The 22,593-nt window shown below is 58.6% G+C and carries 25 protein-coding genes and 2 pseudogenes; 14 read left to right on the plus strand and 13 right to left on the minus strand.

Annotated features, from left to right (window positions below; genetic code table 11):
• Positions 1-54: 54 nt before the first annotated feature.
• Positions 55-561 carry a peptide-methionine (S)-S-oxide reductase MsrA gene (gene msrA / locus ACP7B3_RS05400; RefSeq protein ID WP_426178312.1) on the minus strand — a complete coding sequence of 169 codons (507 nt, stop codon included), beginning with the start codon at positions 559-561 and terminating at the stop codon, positions 55-57.
• A gap of 319 nt (positions 562-880) precedes the next feature.
• Here msrA and selD point away from each other — a divergent pair, with 319 nt between their 5' ends.
• The 8 genes from selD (at position 881) to ACP7B3_RS05440 (ending at position 6,835) form a co-directional block, all read left to right on the plus strand.
• The gene (selD, locus tag ACP7B3_RS05405; protein ID WP_426178314.1) at positions 881-1,930 is read left to right on the plus strand and encodes a selenide, water dikinase SelD; all 1,050 of its coding nucleotides are present in this window, start codon (positions 881-883) and stop codon (positions 1,928-1,930) included.
• A gap of 10 nt (positions 1,931-1,940) precedes the next feature.
• Positions 1,941-2,702 carry a sulfite exporter TauE/SafE family protein gene (locus ACP7B3_RS05410; protein WP_369301156.1) on the plus strand — a complete coding sequence of 254 codons (762 nt, stop codon included), beginning with the start codon at positions 1,941-1,943 and terminating at the stop codon, positions 2,700-2,702.
• 35 nt (positions 2,703-2,737) lie between these two features.
• Positions 2,738-3,541 carry an aminotransferase class V-fold PLP-dependent enzyme gene (locus ACP7B3_RS05415; protein ID WP_426178316.1) on the plus strand — a complete coding sequence of 268 codons (804 nt, stop codon included), beginning with the start codon at positions 2,738-2,740 and terminating at the stop codon, positions 3,539-3,541.
• Positions 3,468-3,974: an aminotransferase class V-fold PLP-dependent enzyme gene (locus ACP7B3_RS05420; protein WP_426178643.1), complete on the plus strand. Its 507-nt coding sequence runs from the start codon at positions 3,468-3,470 to the stop codon at positions 3,972-3,974. Before ACP7B3_RS05415 ends, ACP7B3_RS05420 begins: the two co-directional genes overlap by 74 nt.
• A complete protein-coding gene (locus ACP7B3_RS05425; protein ID WP_426178318.1) occupies positions 3,971-4,888 on the plus strand; it encodes a DHH family phosphoesterase in 918 nt (305 codons plus the stop codon). The genes ACP7B3_RS05420 and ACP7B3_RS05425 overlap by 4 nt, the downstream gene beginning before the upstream one ends.
• 400 nt (positions 4,889-5,288) lie before the next feature.
• Positions 5,289-5,723 (plus strand): YeeE/YedE family protein, encoded by a 435-nt coding sequence (locus ACP7B3_RS05430; RefSeq protein ID WP_426178320.1) that lies wholly within the window; start codon positions 5,289-5,291, stop codon positions 5,721-5,723.
• Between the two features lie 5 nt (positions 5,724-5,728).
• The gene (locus tag ACP7B3_RS05435; RefSeq protein WP_426178322.1) at positions 5,729-6,148 is read left to right on the plus strand and encodes a DUF6691 family protein; all 420 of its coding nucleotides are present in this window, start codon (positions 5,729-5,731) and stop codon (positions 6,146-6,148) included.
• 120 nt (positions 6,149-6,268) lie between these two features.
• Entirely contained in the window at positions 6,269-6,835 is a 567-nt protein-coding gene (locus ACP7B3_RS05440; protein ID WP_426178324.1) for a DUF6630 family protein, read from the plus strand.
• A gap of 167 nt (positions 6,836-7,002) precedes the next feature.
• On the opposite strand, the gene ACP7B3_RS05445 is transcribed toward ACP7B3_RS05440, so the two are convergent.
• Entirely contained in the window at positions 7,003-8,844 is a 1,842-nt protein-coding gene (locus ACP7B3_RS05445; protein WP_426178326.1) for a P-loop NTPase fold protein, read from the minus strand.
• Between the two features lie 464 nt (positions 8,845-9,308).
• On the opposite strand from ACP7B3_RS05445, the gene ACP7B3_RS05450 reads away from it, so the two are divergent.
• From ACP7B3_RS05450 to ACP7B3_RS05460, 3 genes are all read left to right on the plus strand, one after another.
• Entirely contained in the window at positions 9,309-9,716 is a 408-nt protein-coding gene (locus ACP7B3_RS05450) for a hypothetical protein (protein WP_426178328.1), read from the plus strand.
• Positions 9,717-9,813: 97 nt separating this feature from the next.
• Complete coding sequence (locus ACP7B3_RS05455; RefSeq protein ID WP_426178330.1) at positions 9,814-10,854, plus strand: alpha/beta hydrolase family protein; 1,041 nt, start codon at positions 9,814-9,816, stop codon at positions 10,852-10,854.
• Between the two features lie 20 nt (positions 10,855-10,874).
• Complete coding sequence (locus ACP7B3_RS05460; protein WP_145158679.1) at positions 10,875-11,210, plus strand: low molecular weight protein tyrosine phosphatase family protein; 336 nt, start codon at positions 10,875-10,877, stop codon at positions 11,208-11,210.
• A gap of 75 nt (positions 11,211-11,285) precedes the next feature.
• Here ACP7B3_RS05460 and cynS read toward each other — a convergent pair whose 3' ends face one another.
• Positions 11,286-11,756: a cyanase gene (gene cynS / locus ACP7B3_RS05465; RefSeq protein ID WP_242195379.1), complete on the minus strand. Its 471-nt coding sequence runs from the start codon at positions 11,754-11,756 to the stop codon at positions 11,286-11,288.
• Positions 11,757-11,876: 120 nt separating this feature from the next.
• On the minus strand, positions 11,877-12,500 hold the full coding sequence (locus tag ACP7B3_RS05470) for a carbonic anhydrase (RefSeq protein WP_426178333.1): 624 nt from the start codon (positions 12,498-12,500) through the stop codon (positions 11,877-11,879).
• A 111-nt stretch (positions 12,501-12,611) separates the two neighbouring features.
• Here ACP7B3_RS05470 and cynR point away from each other — a divergent pair, with 111 nt between their 5' ends.
• Positions 12,612-13,496, plus strand: coding sequence for a transcriptional regulator CynR (cynR, locus tag ACP7B3_RS05475; RefSeq protein ID WP_426178335.1), 885 nt, complete (start codon positions 12,612-12,614; stop codon positions 13,494-13,496).
• A gap of 14 nt (positions 13,497-13,510) precedes the next feature.
• Here the strand turns inward: cynR and ACP7B3_RS05480 are convergent, their stop codons facing one another.
• Positions 13,511-13,699 (minus strand): DUF1737 domain-containing protein, encoded by a 189-nt coding sequence (locus tag ACP7B3_RS05480; RefSeq protein WP_145158687.1) that lies wholly within the window; start codon positions 13,697-13,699, stop codon positions 13,511-13,513.
• 268 nt (positions 13,700-13,967) lie between these two features.
• On the opposite strand from ACP7B3_RS05480, the pseudogene ACP7B3_RS05485 reads away from it, so the two are divergent.
• Positions 13,968-15,025, plus strand: a pseudogene (locus tag ACP7B3_RS05485) (aminotransferase class I/II-fold pyridoxal phosphate-dependent enzyme).
• Here the strand turns inward: ACP7B3_RS05485 and panB are convergent.
• Together panB and ACP7B3_RS05495 are read right to left on the minus strand one after the other, a co-directional pair.
• A pseudogene (gene panB / locus ACP7B3_RS05490) lies at positions 15,013-15,827 on the minus strand (3-methyl-2-oxobutanoate hydroxymethyltransferase). The pseudogenes ACP7B3_RS05485 and panB sit on opposite strands and share 13 nt — an antisense overlap.
• 164 nt (positions 15,828-15,991) lie before the next feature.
• Entirely contained in the window at positions 15,992-16,948 is a 957-nt protein-coding gene (locus ACP7B3_RS05495) for a glycoside hydrolase family 6 protein (RefSeq protein WP_426178337.1), read from the minus strand.
• A gap of 81 nt (positions 16,949-17,029) precedes the next feature.
• On the opposite strand from ACP7B3_RS05495, the gene ACP7B3_RS05500 reads away from it, so the two are divergent.
• Positions 17,030-17,197 (plus strand): DUF2986 domain-containing protein, encoded by a 168-nt coding sequence (locus ACP7B3_RS05500; RefSeq protein WP_426178339.1) that lies wholly within the window; start codon positions 17,030-17,032, stop codon positions 17,195-17,197.
• Here the strand turns inward: ACP7B3_RS05500 and ACP7B3_RS05505 are convergent.
• From ACP7B3_RS05505 to ACP7B3_RS05530, 6 genes are all read right to left on the minus strand, one after another.
• Positions 17,168-18,151, minus strand: coding sequence for a GlxA family transcriptional regulator (locus ACP7B3_RS05505; RefSeq protein WP_426178341.1), 984 nt, complete (start codon positions 18,149-18,151; stop codon positions 17,168-17,170). The two genes, ACP7B3_RS05500 and ACP7B3_RS05505, sit on opposite strands and share 30 nt — an antisense overlap.
• Positions 18,152-18,155: 4 nt before the next feature.
• Positions 18,156-18,698: a cysteine hydrolase family protein gene (locus ACP7B3_RS05510; RefSeq protein ID WP_426178343.1), complete on the minus strand. Its 543-nt coding sequence runs from the start codon at positions 18,696-18,698 to the stop codon at positions 18,156-18,158.
• Positions 18,699-18,812: 114 nt separating this feature from the next.
• On the minus strand, positions 18,813-20,153 hold the full coding sequence (locus ACP7B3_RS05515) for an MFS transporter (protein WP_426178345.1): 1,341 nt from the start codon (positions 20,151-20,153) through the stop codon (positions 18,813-18,815).
• A 171-nt stretch (positions 20,154-20,324) separates the two neighbouring features.
• Positions 20,325-21,263, minus strand: a complete 939-nt coding sequence (locus ACP7B3_RS05520; protein WP_426178347.1) for a biotin-dependent carboxyltransferase family protein — start codon at positions 21,261-21,263, stop codon at positions 20,325-20,327.
• Complete coding sequence (locus ACP7B3_RS05525) at positions 21,260-22,024, minus strand: 5-oxoprolinase subunit B family protein (RefSeq protein WP_426178349.1); 765 nt, start codon at positions 22,022-22,024, stop codon at positions 21,260-21,262. Before ACP7B3_RS05525 ends, ACP7B3_RS05520 begins: the two co-directional genes overlap by 4 nt.
• A gap of 86 nt (positions 22,025-22,110) precedes the next feature.
• On the minus strand, positions 22,111-22,536 hold the full coding sequence (locus tag ACP7B3_RS05530) for a VOC family protein (protein ID WP_262207892.1): 426 nt from the start codon (positions 22,534-22,536) through the stop codon (positions 22,111-22,113).
• Positions 22,537-22,593: the final 57 nt, after the last annotated feature.

A 22,593-nucleotide genomic window follows, 5' to 3' on the forward strand; every position in this document is an offset into this window, starting at 1 on the left:
TATACGGTTTCCCGAAGCGTGGTCTACCTTGTTTTTTTTAAGCGCACCTCAGGCTCAGGCGCGCTCGGGCAACTTCCAGTTCGGCCGGATGAAGTGGCAGGTATAGCCATTGGGTATGCGCTCCAGATAATCCTGATGCTCCGGCTCCGCTTCCCAAAACGGCCCTGCGGGTTCTATCTCAGTCACCACACGGCCTGGCCACAACTTGGAGGCATCCACGTCGGCAGCAGTGTCTTCGGCGATGTCGCGTTGCTGTTCGCTCAGGTAATAAATCGCTGAACGATAGCTGGGACCAAGGTCATTGCCCTGGCGGTTAGGCGTGCTGGGGTCGTGGATCTGGAAAAAGAACTCGAGAATCTGCCGGTACGTGATCACCGCAGGATCAAACACGATCTCAATCGCTTCAGCATGATTGCCGTGGTTGCGATAAGTGGCATTCGGCACATCGCCGCCGGTGTAGCCGACTCGCGTGCTGAGTACGCCGGGGTAGCGCCGCAACAGGTCCTGCATGCCCCAGAAGCAGCCGCCGGCAAGGATTGCGGTTTCGGTTTGGTTGGTCATGGTCTGCCCTTGTGCTGAATGAGTACCGGGATAGTTATGGGGCTGCGCTGGGCAATAGCAAGGGTGAACGTCGGGTTGCGCTCGCCTCACTCATAAAACTCCCGGCCAGCAAAATGGCCGCACAGCGCTGCGCAGCCGTGAGGCAATGGTTCATACGCCCCTGCGCGCTGACATCCGCATGACTTCAAATTGCCGCCATTGCGTCATATTTCTGCAATGAAACCATGCGATTTTTGTCGGCGGAAATAGGACATAACAGCCAGTTCTAGCACGCTAAACCGCTGTTTTTATTATTGAAAATGGATTTTAAGGAAAGCCGATGTCGATGTTTTGTCAGATTATGGATAAATCTGAGAGTGGTGGGTGCGGGTGCAAGATCCCATCCAGCGTGTTAACGAAAATTCTGTCGCAAACTGCAGCAGCCAATACGGTGTCGGATGACAACGTGGTATTGGGCTTTGAGTCTTCTGACGATTGCGCCGTCTATGACGCAGGTGAAAAATACCTTTTATTCACCACCGATTTTTTCTCCCCGATAGTCAACGACCCTTATGTCTTCGGCCAATTGGCAGCCAGCAATGCTGTGAGCGATATCTTTGCTTCAGGCGGAAGTCCACTGATTGCCAACTCGATCATGGCGTTCGACCCGGAACTGATTTCGGCCGAGCAAGTAACGCAGATGATCCTGGGCGCCCAGTCGGTGATGAACAAGTTCAATGTGAGCATCGTCGGTGGCCATACGATCAAGAACAGCCAGCCCTTGTACGGTTTCTCGATCATTGGTGAGGTGGAAAAACACCGGCTGAAGAAAAACAACACCGCCAGGGCCGGAGATTTGCTGGTCATGACGCGTCCGATCGGTGTCGGCATCCTCGCCAATGCCCTGAAGACCGGCGTGATTGAGCAAGAGGATATTGCCGCGTCGACGCTTGCCCAGATCACCGGCGACAACGCGTTTGGCCGCACGCTGAGCGAAAGTCCTGAAGTCAGCAGTTTGACTGATATCACCGGGTTCGGCCTGATCGGCCATATCAGTGAGATGGTCGGGCTGGGGCAACTGGATGTTGACCTCGATACAAGCGGTCTGGTTTTTTATGACGGAACAGAGTCATTGGCAGTGGCGGTGACGTCGGCTGACAGCGGTATTTTTTCTAACCTAAAAAAGTACGCGCAGAACGTGGAGTACCTGGCTGATCTTCCCTTGGCTAGAAAGTTTCTGTTGCATGACCCGCAAACGAATGGCGGTTTGCTGTTCACGGTGAGTGCCGAAGGGTTTGAAACGAACCGTCGAGCGTGGCAGGCGCTTTGCCCTGATCTGATTGTTATCGGTCGGATGAAGGAAGGGACCGGCAAGATCAAGGTCTGCTGAGATGGTAGCCATGACAATCTACCCGGTGATGGTCGGTGTGGGCGTGATGGCGGGTTTCATGTCAGGTCTGTTCGGTATCGGCGGGGGCATCATCGTGACGCCCCTGTTGGTGCTGATTTACCCGATGTTGTCCGGTCAGAAACTGCCGATTGAAGTCGTGACGGGGCTGTCTTCCGCACAGGGCTTCTTTTCGTCCCTCGTGTCGTTCGCGCTGCACCGCATCAAGTTTCAGCCCGATTGGCGAGTGATCAGAAGCTTTGCCGTACCGATGGCTGTCGCCAACTTTTTTGCCTCGCTGAATGCTGATGCCTTCAGCGAAAACTTCATCCTGTTCGTCTTCGGCCTGCTGGGGTTGATGTCGTTGTTGGTCACGTACCTGTTCCGTAAACCGGTGGCCCTGTTGTGCAACCATCAATCGCTGTCGTTGCCACTGATTGGGTTGGTGCTGGGCGTATTGTGCGGCCTGGTTGGACAGGGTGGCGGGTTCATCTACTTGCCTGTGCTGATCAGCTTGTTTGGTCTGCAGATAAAACAGGCCATTTCGACCTCGGCGCTGATCGGTATCATCGGCGCAAGTGGGGCGTTATTCGGCAGAGTGGGTTCAACCATGGATTTTCTCGGCTACACCGGTGAGTTGGTACTGGGGATATTGGTGGGGGGTTTGCTCGGCGCCATGCTTTCTCATCGGTTGGACTCGAGGCACCTGAAACAGGCGCTGAATGCTTTCGTTTTGCTGTGCTCGCTCCAGCTCATGCTGCGCGTGCTTATTTGACCTGTGAGTCTCTGTTCGCATCTGCGAGCAGCATCTTGAATGACATAAAAAAAGAAAACCTGGAAGTGTTTGATATGGATATTGCTGTGGATGCAGTTTATGCCGACGTCTGTGGGTCGGCTCCGGTTTCAATGGGTGTGAGCAACATGCTTCAGGCGTTGTTTTCGACCCGCCAATGCGCCAACCCCAATGCCAATCACGCCCTGGGCGTTGCGTTGCTCGAACGCGTCGAACGGGCGCGTGGCAGCATCGCCAGCCTTTTGAACGTGGACGCCGACTGCCTGATTTTCAACAGCGGCTCCAGTGAGGGCTGTGCCCAGGTGTTTCATGGTTTTTTCGAACGCTACAAGCATGAGCAACCCTTGGTGTTGTACTCAGCGATCGAACACGCCTGCACCCTGCAGAACATAAACCGCTACGGCCTGGAAGGCCTGCAAGCCATAGCGATCGGGCATCAAATGAACGGACTGCTCGACACCGAACAATTGGAGCAGCTGCTGCGCGCCCATGCAGGTCGCCCGACATTGGTTTGCGTTATGGCCGTGCATAACGAAACCGGCGTGATTCAACCGATCGAAGACATCGCCCGACGAGTGAAGGCTGGAGGTGGTCTGCTGTTTTCGGACATGACCCAGGCCATCGGCAAAATCCCTGTGGACCTGCACGCATCCGGCGTTGATTTCGCCATTGCGTCAGGACACAAGTTCGGGGGCGTTGCCCGGTGCCGGTTTTCTGTACGCCAGAAGCCGCTACGGGTTGTCGCCATTGATCGTTGGCGGCGGCCAGGAAGGTGGGTTGCGCGGGGGTACTCAGAACTATCCGGGCATTCTTTCGATTGAAACCGCGTTGCAGGAGAAACAGCACACCTACGGCACCGGCAAAGTCGCGGTACAACAGAGCCGGGAAACGTTTGAACGTACGCTGCAAGCGATGCTGGGCGAAGTGGTCGTGATCGGTCAGCAAGCACCGCGTGTGCCTTGTGTGAGTTTTGTTGCATTGCCAGGGGTCAATACAAAAAAACTGCAGTGGGCCTTGAACACACAGTCGATCTACGTCACCGGTGGGTCGGCATGCTCGGACAAGAAACTGAGCCTGTCCAACACGGTTACACAACTGGGATATCCCGACCGGATCGCCGGGGCCACGGTGCGCATTTCCATCGACGAAGCACAGTGTCAATTCGCGTATGAGCGGATTCTGGAGGGCATCGCCCAAGCGCTGAAGCTGTCTTCGACTGTCCCGGCAGCTCACACTGTGACCCACGTGTTATGAGGGTGGTGACCTCAGGCTCGGCGTACCTGGACATCGACGCGTATGCCTGCTGCATTGCGTACGCCGAGCTGTTGAATCTCCAGGGCGTTGATGCTCGGGCCGTCAGTAGCGCCCCGCTCAATGTCAGCATCTCCAGGACCGTGCTCGGCTGGCAATCATCTCTGGACGATTACCGGCCGGGAGCGGGTGATGAGTTCGTGTTGGTGGATGTCTCCGACTACCACCATTTCGACCCGCTGGTGGTGCTTGAACAGGTGGTGGAAGTCATTGACCATCACCCAGGCTTTGAAAACTATTGGGCGCAGAAGCTCGGACCGGCGGCAGACATCCTGCCGATCGGCGCAGCGGCAACGCTGATTTTTCAGCGCTGGGAAGCGGCAGAGCTGTTGCCGCTGATCAGCGAAAAAAGTGCTGCGCTGCTGGCCACGGCCATTTTGGACAATACCCTGAATTTCACCGGGCAGTTGACCACCCAAGCGGATATCCGGGCGTATGAAGTCCTCGCAGGGCGGGCGAAACTGGAGGCCGACTGGCCCGAGCGGTATTTCTCCGAGTGCCAAGCCACTGTCGAATCAGACCTGATTGGCGCGTTGGCGGTTGATGTGAAGCGGCTGAAAGCCGAGAGCAACCTGCCGCAGGTTTTCGCGCAGCTGGCGGTATGGGATGCCAGTGCGCTCATCCGAACGCATCGTGCAGCGATCGGTGACTGGCTGGCGGCGCAGGGTGAAGACTGGCTGTTGAACGTCATCAGCATCCGCGAGTGCAAAAGCTACTTTCTGGCTGAGCCCTTGGTCAGCCAACAGAAGTTGAGCCATTTGCTGTCGATTGAATGGCAGGCCGCAATGGCGGTGCTGGAGCCCGCGCTGCTACGCAAGGAACTGTTGAAGCTGGGGTTGGCCGCGTCTGCGTTGTGAGTAAACCACAGCTGGTTTTGTAGTTGCGTCGAAGGGCTGCTTTTGGGCGACAGTAGCTGCTATGACACGCCACTTCCGGCCAAGCCAGTGAGCCACTTCAACCCTATCTGTGAGCAAAACCAAAACACCCCGCACTTCAACCAAAGGCGGGGCGTTCTCTCCAGCATCGGCGTGGCCACGGTCGACACTTAGGCTTCGACGGCGTGGGTCAGTGCGTCCATGCCGGTGGCGGCGCACAGGGCAATGCCCATTATGTTCACGGAGGGACTGGGAGCAGCGCTTCACCATTTCATGGGGGCGGCAGCAAAACCTGATTTGCGCAGACCCAGACCCGCACGGATGGTTATGATGCTTCGCTGATCGACAGCCCTCACCCACCCTACTGTGCAGGAAATGCAAAATGAGCATTGATTGGATCAACTTCACGCCTTGGACTTCATTAGGCGCAGGCGCCTTGATCGGACTTTCCGTCAGCGTGTTTGTTCTCGCCAATGGCCGAGTCGCAGGTATCAGCGGCTTGCTGGGAAGCGTGATGCGGTTTGGCAGTGAGGGCTGGGGCGAGAAAGCGTTGTTTCTTCTTGGCCTGGTGATTGCGCCATTGCTGTGGGGGCTGTTTAGCGTGTTGCCACAGATCGAGATCGCGGCACAGTGGCCGGCCTTGGTGATGGCGGGCCTGCTCGTCGGCTTGGGAACCCGGTACGGCTCCGGCTGTACCAGTGGTCACGGCGTGTGTGGAATCTCTCGATTGTCACCCCGCTCCCTGGTGGCGACCGTGTGCTTTATGACCGCCGGCTTTGCAACGGTGTACCTCATCCGCCATGTGCTGGGAGTTTGAAGCTGATGCTCAAGTTGACCGCATTTCTCGCCGGGCTGATCTTTGGCCTGGGCCTGCTCTTGGGCGGCATGGCCAACCCCGCCAAGGTGTTGGCGTTTCTCGATGTGGCCGGGGCCTGGGACCCGTCACTCGCCTTGGTGATGGTCGGGGCCATCACCGTGGCGGTTATCCCTATGAGTTGGGCACGCAAGAACAAGCTGTCCTTACTCGCGGCGCCCATGCAGTTACCTGTTAACCGGGAGTTGGACGTGCGCTTGATAGGGGGCAGCGTGGTGTTCGGTATTGGCTGGGGAATGGCGGGTATCTGCCCTGGGCCAGCGGTCGCCATTCTGTTTACCGGGCACTGGCAAATTCTCATCTTCGTAGTGGCGATGCTGGTGGGTATGTATGTGTTTTCCAGCCTGGAAGGCCGGCGCACGTCTTGATGGGGTTGAACCCGATTTTTATAGACTGGTAGATATCAGCCCTGACCCTATTCGCCGTTATCGAACCGCTGGGGTAAGCTTCGCGCCAGAGGCTTCCCCCAGCAAGGAGAATAGACGGCGATGGGCTTGTTCAGTCGATTGTTCGGCGATCGCTTCACACAACCCCCACCCGATGAACCACGGTTGAGCGATGCCGCGATTATGCGTGAGCTTTATCCATTCGGTGCGCAACTGAAAACGTTCACCCAGGCCCTGTTGGCGCGGCTGCCTGACAAGGAACGTGCGCGTCTCGTGAGAAGGGTGTCGCGCTATTACAACTTGGGTGAAGACCCGGCCACCGCGTTGGTCAGTGGTCTTTTGGACGCTGAGAAAGGCCAGTTACTCAATAATCTGGTTCTCATGGCCGTGGACGTGCACGGCTTCGATGATTTCAAGTACCTGGCACCGAAACTGGTTGAAGCCAGCGGTATTGACCAGGTTTATGCCTACAAGCTGGAAGAGACGCCATCACTGATGCAAGTGCTGATCGATTTCGATCAATGGCTGACCGGGTTCGGGAAGCGCTTTCTGCATGTGGATACAGTCGGCGCCGATTATGTGGGTTGCATCATTGAGCAAGACTGCGTCGAAAACCTGATCGCGCTGGCCAAGCAGGCTGGCATCGACGCACGGCTCGATCCCTTTTGAGACACGTTGGCTGACCGCTAATAAACCAGGCTGTGTGAAAACACCCGCCGAGCAGCTCAAAACCTGCGGTTTAAAACAGAGTAAAAACGGGGTCAGACCACGTTTTATAATAGTGGTCTGACCCTATTGTTCTCCTTTTATAATAGTGGTCTGACCCTGTTCTTCTCCTATTTTGCAGCCTCTCTTAAAGATTGCGGCAGGATGCGTTCAATACGCTTCTTTCTTACTCCGGCCGCTCGCCTGTGTTGACTATCAAGAATCCCTATAACTTCAGATAGCCATTTCTTTTCATTTTTTAACACGCTTTCCAACTCACCACCCTCATACCTTCGCTCCAAGGCTCTACTAATAGGCTGCCAGTTACATGCAGCCGACCCCATCCATTCCTGTACAAAATCGCTTGGCTCTATAGATGAAAGTATGTCAATTCGTGCATATATATTGTTGCCAGCAAAGGTTGGGCTCACTAGTTGCGCGAATTTAGCACCGTCCGTCCCGACCAATTTAAGAAGCTCTTGCGCAATTAAGGGAAAGAGTTTTTTGGTTGCATGAGCCCTAGCTATTACCAAATAATCATTAACACGACCAAAGTGCGACCTATAATTATCTTGAATCCAGAACATATACCCTTTGTAGCCATGAGAAAACTCACCACCCCATGCATTACTGCTATTAATATCCGGTATAAGTTCATCTTTAGCAAGAAGCTCATCTATATACTTCTTACAATCGATTTCAGTTTGAGCAAAGTCTTCTGAAATAACCTCCATATCAGAAAGAAGAAACCGAAGTGCAAACAAGTGAAGAATTTCGCCGGGATCCTTGATTTCTCGAGTATCAAACTGCTCTTTAAGTTTTGTAGCGGCCACTGTAGACTGCGCGTCGTCGACTTCGTCAAACTTCATAAATACGAGCCATGCAGGCAGGTCTTCAACTTTCACAAAATAAAGGCTTTCGTCTAGCGATTCTTGTATCTCAGCTCCAATATAATTGCCTTTCACCAACATATTTATAAGAGGTTGATCTTTGATAATCTGATTACCTAAATCGATAACTCCATATCTATTATTGGCAGCAAATATATTTGGTATATCTGTATTTTTATTATCCCTGGCTCGCTGTACCTGGAAGCGAATTATCGACTGGCTGCGCTCAATGAGATCTTTTTCTTTCAATCTACCCGATCTTACCTCCAGGCTTAATGCCAAAAACAACAAGCTAATTTCTCGTACCGCAGCATTATTAGACCTGTGATCTTCTGAGAGTGACTTGAATAGTCGCCCCAAATCTTCCAACGTGTGTTTAAGTATTCGGAGCGAGTGCGTATCTGATTGAAGGAAAACTTCAAGAATCTCCTCCTTCATCCCTTTTATTAAAATTTTAGTTTCTGAGTTTTGGATTGCATCAGTAAAGCTGTCGAACGCATCCGATATCTGAGGGACCACCGCTATAGTCTGTCCGAATACTTTTTCTTTTCTGCCTTGTAGATCCTCTGATATTTTTTCGTCGTGTGCAATCACTACAACCCGGCATTCGTGATGCTCAACATACTTATTGAAGACACCAAGGAGGTCATTTAAATTTACGCTACTTCTCTCCAGATCATCAAATACCAAAATTCGATCAGCAACTACTTGCTCTCGCAAAAAAGCGCTTGCTATTCCTGACACTAAACCGCCTATGTTAACACTTGCGAATGGCACTGTAAGTTCAGTACCATCAGTCGATTTTGCAGCGCCACGAGCAAACGCTTTCACGGGGAACATTTTTGCATAAACAGCAGAATAAATTTCTTCTACGCTTTGAGTACCGAATAGGCTCACATAGTAAATATCTGCTGGCGTTAGTATTTTTTTTATTTGGTGTGTTTTTCCAGAACCCCAATCTCCAGTAATCAAAACTGCATAGCCAGGATTTACTAGTTGTTTGTAATAATCCAAATATTTCCCAAGGTGTGAATCTCCACTATAAGAGGCGTGACTAGTTGACTCTTTAGCTTCTCTGATCATGACGATAGCCTTCTCGACTGATGAACATTACCGGCGGTTGAATTGGCACGTATTTTATCGAGCAAAACAAAACTTAAAGCCAAACACTAAACTATAAAAACATGAACTCATTATGGTTTCTGGCATTTGTACTAAGTGTCACTCAGAATTGAAAGCATAGCAGCCTCGCTAAGCCTAGCTTCAAGACTGGGATAGGCGCCCGTAACGAGTGGCAGGTCCTAGTCGATTGTAGGCAATCTGGGTCACCGGGCCCACACGACATAATCTTGGGGTCCGCTATTGACCGATTGCTGCCCCTCCGTAAAGGACAGCTTTGGGTCGAGAACAGCCTATCTCGCAGCGCATACCACCATAAGCCAACAGCCCCCGTGAAGCCAAAGCACCTCGACCAGATAGCAAACGCTTCACACCTATAACTCTGGTAAAAGCACGCCAATCAAACCCCATCTTCCCGGAATCTCGCCATGCCGCGCCTCTTCCCCCTTCTGCTCTTGCTTCTACCCAGCCTGGCCCACGCCCTCCCCGCCCTGAAAGACACCACGCTCTACACCACCACCGTCCACGACTGCGAGGACGTTAACCTGGCCACCTGGCAGCACCCCACCCGCACGTTGCTGGAGAAGAACAACTTCCAGCTCGAACGCATCCAGCTGTGCAACGGCGACCATTACCCGATTTTCCAGGTGCAAGCGCCCTACGACCCACGCGGTCAGACCAAGGATTTTTTCCTGCCGTTGTATGAGCACATGCGCAAGGCCAACGGTAAATGGCCTTACGCGTTGGTCGACAGCAGCGACGCGGTGGTGGTGTACGTCAGCTACCCGAAAGACGATGAGATCTCCCTGGATTACGAGGGTTTCGAAGCGCCGTAGAAGCGCGTTTCAATCATTGCAGGCGGCCCGGTAAGGGATGCATTGCGAGGGCATTTCAGGTAATGATGCGCCACCCGAATCAAGGACGATAAAAACAATGAAAGCCGCGCTGCGCGCCCTGTTCCTGCTGTGCCTGTCCACGCCCGCCTTCGCGGCCGAAAGCCCGGTGGGTTTCAAGACCGCCACGCTGCCCGATGCCACACACCAGCGCCCGCTGGAACTGGTGGTCTGGTACCCCGCCGCCACCACAGCCCAACCCGAGCTGATCGCCGACAACTCGGTGTTCATCGGCGCCCTCGCCGTGCCCGACGCGCCACCGGCTGCCGGCGAGCATCCGTTGGTGGTGCTGTCCCACGGCTACGGCGGCAATTGGGGTAAACAGGTGTGGCTGGCCAGTGCCTTGGCGCACGAAGGTTATATCGTGGCCGCGGTCAATCACCCCGGCACCACCACCAAAGACCGCAGCCCGCGAGCCGCCGCGCAACTGTGGCAGCGCCCGGCCGACCTGAGCCGCGCTATCGACGCGGTCTTGGCTCAGCCGCAGCAATTTGGCGCGGTCGCGCCTACCCGGATTGCTGCGGTGGGCCACTCCCTCGGCGGCTGGACCGTGATGGAAATCGCCGGGGCACGCTTCGACCCCGATCTGTTCAGCCGCGACTGCGCAGAACACCCGAAGTTGGGCGGCTGCATCGGCTACCAGCAGATGAACCCCGCCGCCACGCCCGCCGGCAAGGCCCAGTTGGCCGCTGACTTGAGCGACAAACGCATCACCGCCGTAGTGTCACTGGACCTGGGCCTGTCGCGAGGCTTCACCAGCGCCAGCCTGGCCGCACTGCCGGTGCCGGCGCTGGTGATCGCCGGGGGCGTGCCAACCGAGGACATGTCGCCTGAATTGGAATCCGCCGACATGGTCAAGCGCATGCCAACACCCTCCACGCAGTACGTGGAGATCAGCGACGCCACGCACTTCAGCTTTATGTCGATCTGCAAGCCGGGTGGCATGGCATTGATTGAAGAAAGCTCGCCGGGCGATGGCATGATTTGCCGGGATGGCGAAGGGGCGCGGCCACGGGCGGTGATCCAGCAGCAAGTGGTGGCGCTGATTACTGGGTTTCTGGCACGGCCCATTCACCCTTAACCAAGACGGTTGGACAGGCAATGAATAGCCCAATCAATCTGCTCTTCGTGTGCAGCCGCAACCAGTGGCGTAGCCCTACCGCAGAGGCCATCTGGCGCCGTCGCCCCGGCTTCAATGCGCGCTCGGCGGGCACCAGCCCGAATGCGCGCAAAACCATCGGCGCCGCGGATATTCGATGGGCAGATGTCATCTTCGTCATGGAGCGTAAACACCTGCATCGCCTGCAGGCAGACTACGCGCGGTTGCTTGAACACAAGCCGCTTTACTGCCTGGATATTCCGGATGACTTTCGCTACATGGACCCTGAACTGATGGAGCTGCTTGAAGACACCGTCGCGCCTTATCTCAACACCTAGGCGTGGTGCACTGGCCCAACCTATGCAACAGCCGTGGCCCGGTCACCTCGCAGCGCCGGGCCGTGTGAAGCGTGATCAGAACGGTTTAGTCGGCAAGTACTTACCATCCAGGGTGATCACCGCGCGCGAGCCACCGTCCGGGTCTTCGACTTTTTTGACGTCGAGCTTGAAGTTGATCGCGCTGATGATGCCGTCGCCAAACTTCTCGTGAACCAGTGCCTTGAGCGTGGTGCCGTAGACCTGAATCATTTCGTAGAAGCGGTAGATGGTCGGGTCGGTCGGGACGCCGTTGCCGATGCTGCCGCGCACGGGGATGGTTTGCAGCAGCAGCACGGCGTCCGCGTCGAGGCCCAGGGTGTCGGCAACGGTTTGGGCGGCGTCGGCCGGCAGTGGGTGCTGGCCGAGCAAGGCGGCGGTGACGAAGGCTTCGTGCAGGCCGGTGCCTTCGGCGATCTGGGCGAACGACAGGTCTTTGCGGGCCTTGGCCAGCAGGATGACGTCGGTCAGGGCAAGGCGAGTGTTCTGGCTGATTTGTGACTGGATCATGGGGTTATCTCCGTGGTTAAAACTGTGGGTAAAACGGCTGATGGGGAAAGCGCCAACGCTCAACTGTGCGAGCTGGCTTGTCGGATCGCCGCACCGCTGCGATGCAGACACCTCGGTGTCTCAGGCAGGGTAATCGGCCAGCAGCACATATGTGCCGGTGCGGCTATCGAAGGCCTGGATACAGCCGCTTTCGATGTCGTAGACCCAGCCATGCAGGGTCACGCGCTTCTCTTCGAGGGCCAGGCGCACCGAGGGATGCGTCTGGATATTGGCTAATTGCGCGATCACATTTTCGCGGACCATGGAGGCGACTTTGGCGGGCTGGTCGACATGCTGGCGAGCCTCGTTGACCACCCGGCCGGAGTCGGCGTAGCGCAGCCAGCTGGCCACGGCGGGCATGTGGTCCAGGCATTTGCAGGTGGCGATGGCAGTCATGGCGCCGCAATCGGAATGCCCGCAGATCACGATGTCGCGAACCTGCAAGGCTGCGACGGCGTACTCCACTGACGCCGACACGCCGCCCGGCTCCGGGCCGTAAGACGGCACGATATTGCCGGCGTTGCGGATGACAAACAGCTCGCCCGGTTCACGCTGCGTGACCAGCTCGGGCACCAGGCGGCTGTCGGAGCAGGAGATGAACAGCGCCCGCGGGCTTTGCTGGTTGGCCAGGTCTTTGAACAAGCCGGCGCGCTCGGGGAAGGCGCTGCGCTGGAATTTCAGGAAACCGTCGATGATGTCTTGCATGGGTAACTCCTTTGAATCGCGATGCGATGGAGCAAAGGTTACGTAGCCCGTGCAATAAGGTAAAAGTCTCATATATGATCCGGAACATTAGATAATCTTATGAGTACAAACATGCTGGCACGTCATATCCAGTACTTCCTGGCCGTTGCAGAACACCAAGGCTTTACCAAAGCGGCGGCTGCCCTGCATGTCTCGCAACCGGCGCTGTCGCAGCAAGTGCGGCAGTTGGAGGAGAGCCTCGGTGCACAGTTGTTTGATCGATCCGGCCGCCAGACGCGCCTGACCGACGCCGGTGAGGTGTACCTGCGTTATGCGCTGCGGGCGGCTCAGGAGCTGCAGCAAGGCAAGCGCGCGATCCATGACGTGGGCGATCTGAGCCGCGGGACGCTGCGGATTGCCGTCACGCCGACGTTCACCACCTACCTGGTGGGGCCGCTGGTGGAGGCCTTTCACGGCCGCTATCCAAACATCACGCTGAACCTGCGTGAGGTCGCCCAGGAACAGATGGAAAACCTCCTGCTGGCGGACGAACTGGATGTGGGGATTGCGTTTGATGAGGTCCACGCGCCCGACATCGACGCCACGCCCCTGCTGGTCGAAACCCTTGCGCTGGTCGTCGGAAAGCAGCACCCGCGGGCTAAGGAACGGGTTATTGGGCTGGAGGCGTTGAATGGCGAATCACTGATTTTGCTGGGCAAGGAATTCGCCACCCGCGAGCAGATTGACCGCTATTGCAGCACGCACGGCATTCGCCCACGCGTGGTGATGGAAGCCAATGTGATTGGCGCGCTGATTGAGGTGGTGCGCCGGACCACACTGTCGACGCTGTTACCGGCGGCGATTGCACGGGCGCACCCGCAGTTGGTGGCGATTGAGCTGGGGCCGCAGCGGTTGCAGCGCACCGCCGTGTTGATGCAGCGCAAAGGGGGTTATCAGCCGGCGGCGGCGCGGGCGTTTTTGGCGTTGGCCAGGGACGTCGCCGAGGGGCTGACCTGACAGGGCAAACGTGCCTACTTACCAGGCCCCCAAACAATGGCCTGAGCCACCACGACGTACTCACCGTTGAAGGTGGCCGCTGGCGAGCCATATAACTGATAACCCAGCGCGAGGGCTTCAGAGACGCGGTGACAAAACGCGGCGTCATCCTTGCCCGTCAGTAGCCGGTAAACAGGTAATCCATTGGGCGGCGTGGTTTGCATGGTGTGGTTTTCCTGGTCGACATGAAAGTATCAGGCCCGAACGCATCGTACGGCCCGTGAACGAACCGACAGCAGCATCCATGATTTCCTGCTTCGGCTCAAATCTGCCAATCCGATAAGCACAGCGCTCGTCAGGAATGTTAAGGCTGTACGGCTTGATCATGGGTGGCTGCCGTTGAGTTCCGTATCACATCGCCTTGAGTAATACTGGACCGGCACCAGCCCCGATGTATTCCCCGTATAACCTGGTCGAGTAGCGCGAGTGGTCATGGATAGAACTAAACACAGCGCTTTCGCCTATCAGGCGGTGTACCGCTACCTGGTCGAGTTGATCGACGCCGGCCCGCCAGACGGCGAACGCAAACTGCCGTCTCTGCGCCAACTGGCCGAGCGCCTGGGTGTGTCGGTGTCGACCACCCAAGCCTGCTCGACCATGTGTTTATCGGCTCGGACTTGCACAGCGTGCTGGACGCAGCGCTCAACGCGCTGGACCTCGCCGGCACGGTGGCGTTGGTGGAGTCGCCGTGTTCGTGGGCGATCCTGCGTCAGCTGCAGGCGGCGAATATCCGGGTGATCGAGTTGCACCTGGATGCGCACGGGCGGTTCGACCTGGCCGCGCTGGAAGGATTATTGCAGCGCGCGCCGATTCGATTGGCAGTGCTGTCGTCGACGGTGAATATTCCCCAGGGGGGCGTGATGCCTGCGCTGGACAAACAGCAAATTTGCCGCTGGCTGGCAGAGCGGGATATCTGGCTGTTCGAAAACGACACCTACGGCGAGTTGTATTTCGAGCCGCAACCGGCGCGCTATCGCGACTTCGCCGACCCGCAGAAGCTGTTGGTGTTTTCGACCTTCGACAAAGTCATCGGCTCGGAAGCGCCCTATGGGTACGTACTGAGTCGCGGGCAAGGCTCGCAGTTGCAGCGAGAGTTTCTCAAGCGCGGGTTCCGCCTGTCGCCTATCCGTCAGAAGGCGATCGCCAAACTGTTCACGTCCAAGCGCATCGACCCACATTTGAAAGCGCTGCGGGCACTGCTGCTGGAGCGCATGACCCAACTCGGCGCGCTGCTGAGTGAACAAGATCAGTGGCAGGTACGCCGCCCCCACGGCGGCGCGAGTTTCTGGCTTGAGGCTTCGCCCGCCGTCGACATGCGCAGGGTATTCGAGCGTCTGCGCGCCGAGCGCATCGTCATTGCGCCCGGCGAGCTGTTCAGTCAGCAAGGCGCCTGGCGCCATCACCTACGCCTGAGCTACACCCTCGACTGGGGCAAGGATATCGCCCAGGCCGTAAACCTGCTGGCCCAGGCGATGCGTCAAAGCCCGTAGCAATGCCGCGCCTCGGGGAATCGCCCGTGGCGTACGTCATCGGCAAAGCGCTCGCAGGCATCGCGAATCACCGCGCCGACATCCGCGTACTGTTTGACGAAACGTGGCAGGTGCTCACCGCCCAGGCCCAGCACGTCTTCGGTGACCAACACCGGCCGTCGCAGGCGGGCGAGGCGCCGATGCCGATCGTCGGCATTTTCGCGTCCTGGGTGATCTGCCGGGCCACACCTTCGGCCACGCCTTCCAGCAGCAGGCTGAAAGCGCCCGCCTCCAGGTTGGCACGCGCATCTTCAGCGATCACCGCAGCGGTTTGAATCGTGAGCCCTTGCGCCTTGAAGCCGCCCATCACATTCACAAACTGCGGCATCAGCCCCACATGGGCCATCACCGGAATGCCGCGCGCCACCAGAAACTCAACCGTGCTGGCCAGCGCCAGGTTGGCTTCCAGCTTGACCGCATCGCAACCGGTGCGCGCCAACACCTGGGCGCAGTTGCGAAACGCCTGCGCGTGGGATTCCTGGTAGCTGCCAAACGGCATGTCGGCGATGACACAGGCCAGGCGCGTGCTATCGACCACCGCGCGAGTGTGGCCGATGATTTCTTCGAGCTGCATGCTCAAGGTTGAAGGCCGGCCATAGCCGACCATGGCCGTGGAATCACCGACCAGAATGAAGTCGACCAACGGGTCGATCAGCTTGGCAATGGCGCTGGAATACGCCGTCAGGGAGACGATTTTCTGCTGGCCTTTCATCGCGACCAGTTGCGGGACGGTGGTGCGTTGGGTGCGGGTATGCGTGCTCATCAAATGGCTTCCGTTTGCGCTGAATACCCGGCCTGATTATTGGCAAAACACCCGGTGATTCAATGCACAGATCGGCGCTGAAAAGCGACCCAGATGCCAAGACGTTCCGTTGTGGCGAGGGCCGTTGCGCGTTCGCCAACAGCACCGGGGTCACGCAGAGGGGTTTATTTGCCCTCGATCAACCGCAGCGCCAACGGCGCGCTGAACGTGCCGGCCGCCGGCCCACCATGGCAGTCGGCGATGGGCGAAGAGGCGCCGTCCGAGTTGCCCGGCAGCTTGATCCACAGCGCCAGCAGGTTGGGCATGACGACGCGCGGCAGCATGCCCAGCTTGCGCGCAGGCGGGTTGCACCAGTCGCCACGGACGGCGCCGTTGCCGTTGCGGCTGGTGTCGACGACCACGGCCTTTGTGTAGGCGTGATTGGCAAAGAGCCTGGCGTTGATCCGGTCGGCGTAGTCACGGGATTGATCGAGCGTGTAGAAATTGGAGACGTTCAGCGCAAAACCGCGTGCGTTTTTTATCCCGGCCGCATGCAGGGTATCGGCCATCTGCGCGGCGGGCTTCCAGTGCGCGTTACCAGCGTCCAGGTACACATCGGCCTGGGGCGCGCGTTGCTTGAAACCTGAGACTGCGTAGTTGAACAGCGCCAGGCGCTCGTCTCGCTGAGACTGGCTGAGGCACTGCATGTCCGGCAAGGCGTCGGGCTCCAGGATGATGATCGCCGGTTTGCGGCGAACGCCGTTGATCAGGTGGTCGATCCAGGCGCGATACGCTGCCGCATCGGCCGCGCCGCCTGCAGAGGCGCCGCCGCTGCAGTCACGGTGCGGCAGGTTGTAGGCGACCAGAATCGGTGTGGCGCGGGCCGTGGCGGCGGCGGATACGTAGCGGTGCACACGCGGCTCAAGTTGATCGCTGCCCTGGCTGCTGCCGGTCAGCCACAGGGCACTCGGCACCTGGGCAATGGCAACACGGATGGTTGCCGCGTCGGGCGCCTGCGGGTTGTGTTTTACCCACTGGGCAGCGTTCGATTCGGGATTGATGTAGAAGGCGTCGCCGGCGTGGGCAGCCGGTAGCACCGATAACAACACCAGACTGGCAACGCCAACGATGAACCTGAGCACGTATCGACTCCACAAGGCCGGGGCCTGACGCACTGCCTCAAACTGATATCATGCGATCAATTACCCGCTGAGTAGCACACCATGAACCGCCAGAAAAAACTGCAGCAGCTCTTCAAGGCCAAAGCGAAAAAGGCCAGCGCCAAATTGGCCCCCAAGAGCAAAGATAAATACATCAGCAAAGCCGACCGCGCCAAACTCGAAGCGCAGGCCGATCAAGCGTCAACCACTGCCACCGACACGCCCGGCTGAAGGCGTCCCCGCTTCATATTTGCCCCAGATACGCCGCAGATGCCGCGCCGAACCAAAGCCCGCGCGCTCGGCGACGGTTTCCATGTCCAGGGTCGACTCAACCAGTAATTCACGCGCCACGGTTAAACGCAGGGTGTGCAGATAATCCAGCGGACTGATGCCGACGTGTTCGTGAAACAGTCGCGCCAGGTGCCGGCTGCTGGTGCAAGCCAGGCTGGCCATACGCGTGACGGTCCACGGCTCACACGGGGCTGCGGCGACGGCGTCCTGCACCCGATGCACGGCGGGATGCAGGTGATTGCGCCCGGCGATCCAGGCCGACAGCTGTGGATCGGCACCGCTGCGCCGCATGTACACCACCATGTCCCGCGCAACCGCGCAGGCCAGTCGCGGCCCGGCCAGCTCGGCAACCCAATGCAGCATCAGGTCGATGCCGGCGGTGACGCCGGCGCTGCAACTGATGTTGCCATCGGTGACGTACAAGCGGTTTTCCAGTACTCGAGCCTTGGGCGCCAGGGTTTGCAAAGCGGCGCACAGCGCGTGGTGCGTGGTGCATTGGCGTCCGTCCAGCAGCCCGGCGCGGGCGGCGCTCAAGGCGCCCGCACAGACGCAGACCAGTTTCTCGCCGGACGGCGCGAACACCGCTTGCAGCCACTGGGTCAGCACGCTGCTGGCCGAGTCAAATGCCTGCAGACCCGCCTTGCTGACCTTCGACGTGGAGCCCACCAATACCACCAGCGTGCCCGGCGCCAGGGTTGGCGGAAGCGGCGCCAACCCGGTCAGGGGCAAGCCGATGGACGTTTGCAGCGTTTCAACCGGGCTGACGTACTGCAAGTCGAACTCAACGGCCGTCGAGTCCTCGACCTGAGCGGCCAGGCGCAGCACTTCGGCGGGACCGGCCAGGTCCAGCATCAGCACGTTGGGCAGCAGCACAAACAGCACCGGCACGCTCACGGGGTCAATCCTCCAATGCCTGGGCGACCGTGACGATGCGCGCAAAGCGGCCTTCCAGCACCAACTCCGTACGCTCGCGTATTTCGGCTGCGGTATAGACCCGGCCGCTGCGCGCGTGGGTCATCGGGAAGGTCAACGTCGCTTCGCTGACAAAATCCACACTCAGGCCACTGTCCGACGCCTGCCGCGTGGTGGTTTCACAGCACTGTTCGGTGCGGATGCCGCTGATGATCACTGTGGTCACTCCCATTTCCGTGAGCCGCGCCGCCAAGGGCGTGCCGGCGAACGCGCTGTGAAAGCGCTTGTGAATGACCCGGTCAGGGTTGATCGACAATTCGCTCAATGCCCGAACATTGCCCGAGGCCAGCGAAAAATGCCCCTGGTCTTCCACATGGAAGACTTGTATCACCGGGATGCCCTGTTGAACACACCCATCAATGAGGGCCTGCTGCTTTTCCAGGTAACCCGGCAGGTCATTTTCGGACCAGTAGCTTGAATGGCGGAACGAATGCTGGGCATCAATAACAATAAGGGCTTTGCGGCTCATGAGGTGTCCTGTTGGCGTGCAGTTCAGTGAATGATGCAAGCCATACTAGGCAGTGCGGCAGGTGAGCAACAGGCACGTGCCGGACCACTTGAGGACGTATTCGGACATCCACTGTCAGCGACGCAAAGCACCTTGCGAGGTTTCACGCAGGGTGGTCAAGGCAATCAACGCACAGACCGCCGCGCCGGCCATGAAAAACCCCGGGATCAGCAAATTGCCGGTCGAGCCGATCAGTGATGTGACGATATAAGGCGTGATCCCGCCGCCCAGGATGGCGCCCAGATTGATGCTGATGGCCATGCCGGTGTAACGAACCCGAGTGGGAAACTGCTCGGCATAGGTCGGGTAGCCCACCGACTGGATCACCGGCATCGGCAGCGTCGCCACAAAAAACGCCAGGACCGCGATGAACAGGCTGCTGTTGTTCATCAACACCATCATCGGAATCACCAGCACCGCATAACCGACAAAGCCGATGGCCAGGGCTTTCTTGCGCCCGATGCGATCCGACAGCCCGCCCCAGAACGGCATCAGCGCGGCCATGCACAGGCTGACGCCGGCGATGACCCAATAGATCTTGGACTTCTCGAAATGCAGGTAGGTGGTCAGGTAGATGTTCATGAACACCAGGCCGATGTAGTAGCCGGCGTTCTGTGCAAAGGCGAACACCACCACGCGCAGCACCGCCGGCAGGTTCTGCGTGAGCACCTCCTTGACCGGCGCGGTGGGCGGCTTTTCCACCGCGAGAAAGGCTTTGAACTCAGGCGTCTCCTCGACGTTGTGGCGCATGATGCACGAGAAGATCACCAACGGAATCGCCAGGAAAAACGGGATACGCCAGGCCCAGGCTTGCAGCTGCTGTGCATCGACCAGGCCGGTGGTGATGCCGCAGATGATCGCTGCCATCGACCCGCCAATCGCAACACCCACCGGCGTGAAGGCACCGTAGAAGCCACGGCGGCCCCTGGGTGAAGACTCGGCCAGAAAGGCCGCAGCGCCGATCACCTCACCGCCGGCGAAAAAGCCCTGCGCCAGCCGGATCAGCACCAGCAGGATCGGCGCAGCAATCCCCACGTGGGCCGCCGTCGGCAACAGCCCGATCATCGCGGTCGCGGTGCCCATTCCGATGACGGTGCTCAGCAATACTTTGCGCCGACCGATGCGGTCCGCCAGCCGCCCGAGCAGAATGCCGCCCAACGGCCGGATCAAGAACGCACTGCCAAACACCGCCAACGTGGCCAGCAGCGCGGCGGCGGCGTTATCACTGGGGAAAAACAACGGCGCGATAATCGTCGCCATAAAGCCGTACACACCGAACTCGTAATACTCCACCGCAGTGCCCGTCGCGGCAGCGATGGCTGCCCGCTTGGCGATCCTGGTGGCGCTGCTGTCAGCGGTCTTGTCGAACTCGCCCAAACGCGGCGATGGGATGGGAGTAGCGATCACGCGAGACATAAACACCTTCCACTCTGACCGTTGGTCATTTGAGTTATTGAGGTGGACAGTTCCACCCAGAAGTAAACCCGTCAGGTTGCGAGGGGTTTTAATGCTCGACAGTTAAAAGTTTGAACGTGGGCTTAATCATCTAGCGCTCCTGTTTTTATTATCGGTAGCGACGGCTTTTGCTCAGTGGGCGGCCTCCAGTCGTTGCAGCGCGTGTGCACGCGCCACGAACAACGCTTGAGCCGTGGGTAAATCAATCAGCGAGAATCGAATGTCATCGCCGGGCATCAGTTGCGCCAGCTTGGGTAAATCCACACTGGCCACCTGGGCGATGCGCGGGTAGCCACCGGTGGTTTGCCGGTCTGCCATCAGCACAATCGGCTGGCCGCCGGCGGGCACTTGCACGGTGCCGAATGCCACGCTTTCGGAAAGCAGCTGGCGCGGCTGCGTCAGGTCCAGCGCGGCGCCGTCCAATCGATACCCCATGCGATCCGAGGCAGCGGTCAGCTGATAGGGCTCATGCAGGAAGTCATGGCGAGCCGTTTCGGTGAAGTCGGCCCATTCGCGCCCCGGCAGCACCCGAATGCAAGCTGGACGTGTCGGCGCGCCAAGCCGCCAGCCCGCAGGAATATTCAACCGCACGGGGTTTGCGAACGATGAGCAAATGGGGATCACATCGCCGGCTTGCAGTGCGCGCCCCGACAGCCCGCCAAACCCTCCCCGGCTATACGTGCTGGCGCTGTTCATCACCGGCGTGAGCAGATAACCGCCGGCCACGGCCAGATAGGCCCGCGCGCCGTACTCACGCTTCTCGAAGCCAAGCATCGCGCCCGGTTTGACGCGCACGGCGTGCCCCGGTTGCAGCGCAACACCGTCCAGGCGCGCGCCCAGGTCTGCCCCGGCCAGGGCGATCAGCGCCTGTGCCTGAAAGCACAAGACCGGGCCTTGAAGGGTGATTTCCAGGGTTGCAGCAGTGGTCGGGTTGCCCACCAACAGGTTGGCCAGCGCATGCGCGTCCTGGTCCATGGCGCCGTTGACCGGCACGCCCCAATGCTGGAAGCCCACGCGGCCGGTGTCTTGAAAGGTGGAAAACAGACCGGGCCTGAGCACTTTGATGGTCATCGCTGCGCTCCGGCCAGTTGTTCAAATTCACGGGCGGTGATGGGCACGAAGCGCACCTGATCGCCACCGCTCAACAGGCACGGCGGCTGATTGGCCGGCGAAAACATCGACAACGGTGTGCGGCCCACAATGTTCCAGCCACCCGGCAAATCAGCGGGGTAAATCACGCTCTGACAATTGGCCAGGCCGACGCTGCCGCGCGTGACCTGCGTGCGCGGTACGGCGCGGCGCGCCAGTTTCAGCGCAGGCTCGTGCATGCCGATATAGGGATGGCCCGGTGCGAAACCCACCATCAGCACATCGACCCACTGCCCGCTGTGTGCTGCGATGACTTCGCTGGGTGTGATGGCGCAGGCGTTGGCGATGTCCAGCAGATCCGGCGCGTAGTCGCCCTCATAGCACACCGGGATTTCCAGGCGCTTTGGCGTGATGCGCGCCAGGTGGTGCTGTTGTGTCAGGGCGTTTTCCAACACCTGGGCAATTGCGTCGTAGGGCACTGATCCGGGGTACAGCCTGGCGATGATAGGCGGGGCATAATGCACGCCCACGGACACCATCGCCGGGATCACATCGGTCACGCCGCCAAGCAACCCGCGCGCCAACAGGTCATGCAGCGTGGCGCTGAATGCCACCGCACGGCGGTTGGCCGGCGCGCTGAACAGCGTTGCAAACACCACCACGATGCAGCCGTCGCCACACGGCTCGAACTGCCAGCGCTGTTCGGCACGCACAGGCCGAAAATCACAGTCAACGTCAGACATCACGTCACTTCTCTCATGCGGCAGGCATGCAGCTTCACGTCTTATTGACGCCGTCGCTCGGGTGGCGACGGTCGCGCGGATGACAACTACTTGGCGAACAACTGGCTCATGTCCTTGAACGCCTTGAACTCCAGCGCGTTGCCGCACGGGTCAAACAGGAACATGGTGGCTTGCTCGCCGACCTGGCCCTGAAAGCGGATGTAGGGTTCGATCACAAACCGGGTTTCACGCGCTCTGAGCCGATCGGCCAGGGCTTCCCATTGGTCCCAGTGCAGGATGATGCCGAAATGCGGGACCGGTACGTCGTGACCATCGACAGGGTTGGAGTGCACCGATGCCTGGGATTGAGTCTTGGGGTGTTCGTGGATGACCAACTGGTGACCGTAAAAGTCGAAATCGACCCATTGCGCGCTGGAGCGACCTTCGCGAAGGCCAAACACGTCGCCGTAGAAATGGCGGGCGGCGGCGAGGTCGTAGACGGGAATAGCTAAATGAAAGGGCGAAAGGCTCACGGTGGCTACCTGCGGGTTCTGTTATTCAGAACCCGATTCTTCACCAGAAAGACCGTG

Source organism: Pseudomonas sp. TWRC1-2, from assembly GCF_049896685.1.
Classification (GTDB): domain Bacteria; phylum Pseudomonadota; class Gammaproteobacteria; order Pseudomonadales; family Pseudomonadaceae; genus Aquipseudomonas.

Bases quoted from the DNA above. Each gene is read 5' to 3' on its own strand.
- msrA (WP_426178312.1), bottom strand. From the start codon at position 561: ATGACCAACCAAACCGAAACCGCAATCCTTGCCGGCGGCTGCTTCTGG.
- selD (WP_426178314.1), top strand. From the start codon at position 881: ATGTCGATGTTTTGTCAGATTATGGATAAATCTGAGAGTGGTGGGTGC.
- ACP7B3_RS05410 (WP_369301156.1), top strand. From the start codon at position 1,941: ATGACAATCTACCCGGTGATGGTCGGTGTGGGCGTGATGGCGGGTTTC.
- ACP7B3_RS05425 (WP_426178318.1), top strand. From the start codon at position 3,971: ATGAGGGTGGTGACCTCAGGCTCGGCGTACCTGGACATCGACGCGTAT.
- ACP7B3_RS05430 (WP_426178320.1), top strand. From the start codon at position 5,289: ATGAGCATTGATTGGATCAACTTCACGCCTTGGACTTCATTAGGCGCA.
- ACP7B3_RS05435 (WP_426178322.1), top strand. From the start codon at position 5,729: ATGCTCAAGTTGACCGCATTTCTCGCCGGGCTGATCTTTGGCCTGGGC.
- ACP7B3_RS05440 (WP_426178324.1), top strand. From the start codon at position 6,269: ATGGGCTTGTTCAGTCGATTGTTCGGCGATCGCTTCACACAACCCCCA.
- ACP7B3_RS05445 (WP_426178326.1), bottom strand. From the start codon at position 8,844: ATGATCAGAGAAGCTAAAGAGTCAACTAGTCACGCCTCTTATAGTGGA.
- ACP7B3_RS05450 (WP_426178328.1), top strand. From the start codon at position 9,309: ATGCCGCGCCTCTTCCCCCTTCTGCTCTTGCTTCTACCCAGCCTGGCC.
- ACP7B3_RS05455 (WP_426178330.1), top strand. From the start codon at position 9,814: ATGAAAGCCGCGCTGCGCGCCCTGTTCCTGCTGTGCCTGTCCACGCCC.
- ACP7B3_RS05460 (WP_145158679.1), top strand. From the start codon at position 10,875: ATGAATAGCCCAATCAATCTGCTCTTCGTGTGCAGCCGCAACCAGTGG.
- cynS (WP_242195379.1), bottom strand. From the start codon at position 11,756: ATGATCCAGTCACAAATCAGCCAGAACACTCGCCTTGCCCTGACCGAC.
- ACP7B3_RS05470 (WP_426178333.1), bottom strand. From the start codon at position 12,500: ATGCAAGACATCATCGACGGTTTCCTGAAATTCCAGCGCAGCGCCTTC.
- cynR (WP_426178335.1), top strand. From the start codon at position 12,612: ATGCTGGCACGTCATATCCAGTACTTCCTGGCCGTTGCAGAACACCAA.
- ACP7B3_RS05480 (WP_145158687.1), bottom strand. From the start codon at position 13,699: ATGCAAACCACGCCGCCCAATGGATTACCTGTTTACCGGCTACTGACG.
- ACP7B3_RS05500 (WP_426178339.1), top strand. From the start codon at position 17,030: ATGAACCGCCAGAAAAAACTGCAGCAGCTCTTCAAGGCCAAAGCGAAA.
- ACP7B3_RS05510 (WP_426178343.1), bottom strand. From the start codon at position 18,698: ATGAGCCGCAAAGCCCTTATTGTTATTGATGCCCAGCATTCGTTCCGC.
- ACP7B3_RS05515 (WP_426178345.1), bottom strand. From the start codon at position 20,153: ATGTCTCGCGTGATCGCTACTCCCATCCCATCGCCGCGTTTGGGCGAG.
- ACP7B3_RS05520 (WP_426178347.1), bottom strand. From the start codon at position 21,263: ATGACCATCAAAGTGCTCAGGCCCGGTCTGTTTTCCACCTTTCAAGAC.
- ACP7B3_RS05525 (WP_426178349.1), bottom strand. From the start codon at position 22,024: ATGTCTGACGTTGACTGTGATTTTCGGCCTGTGCGTGCCGAACAGCGC.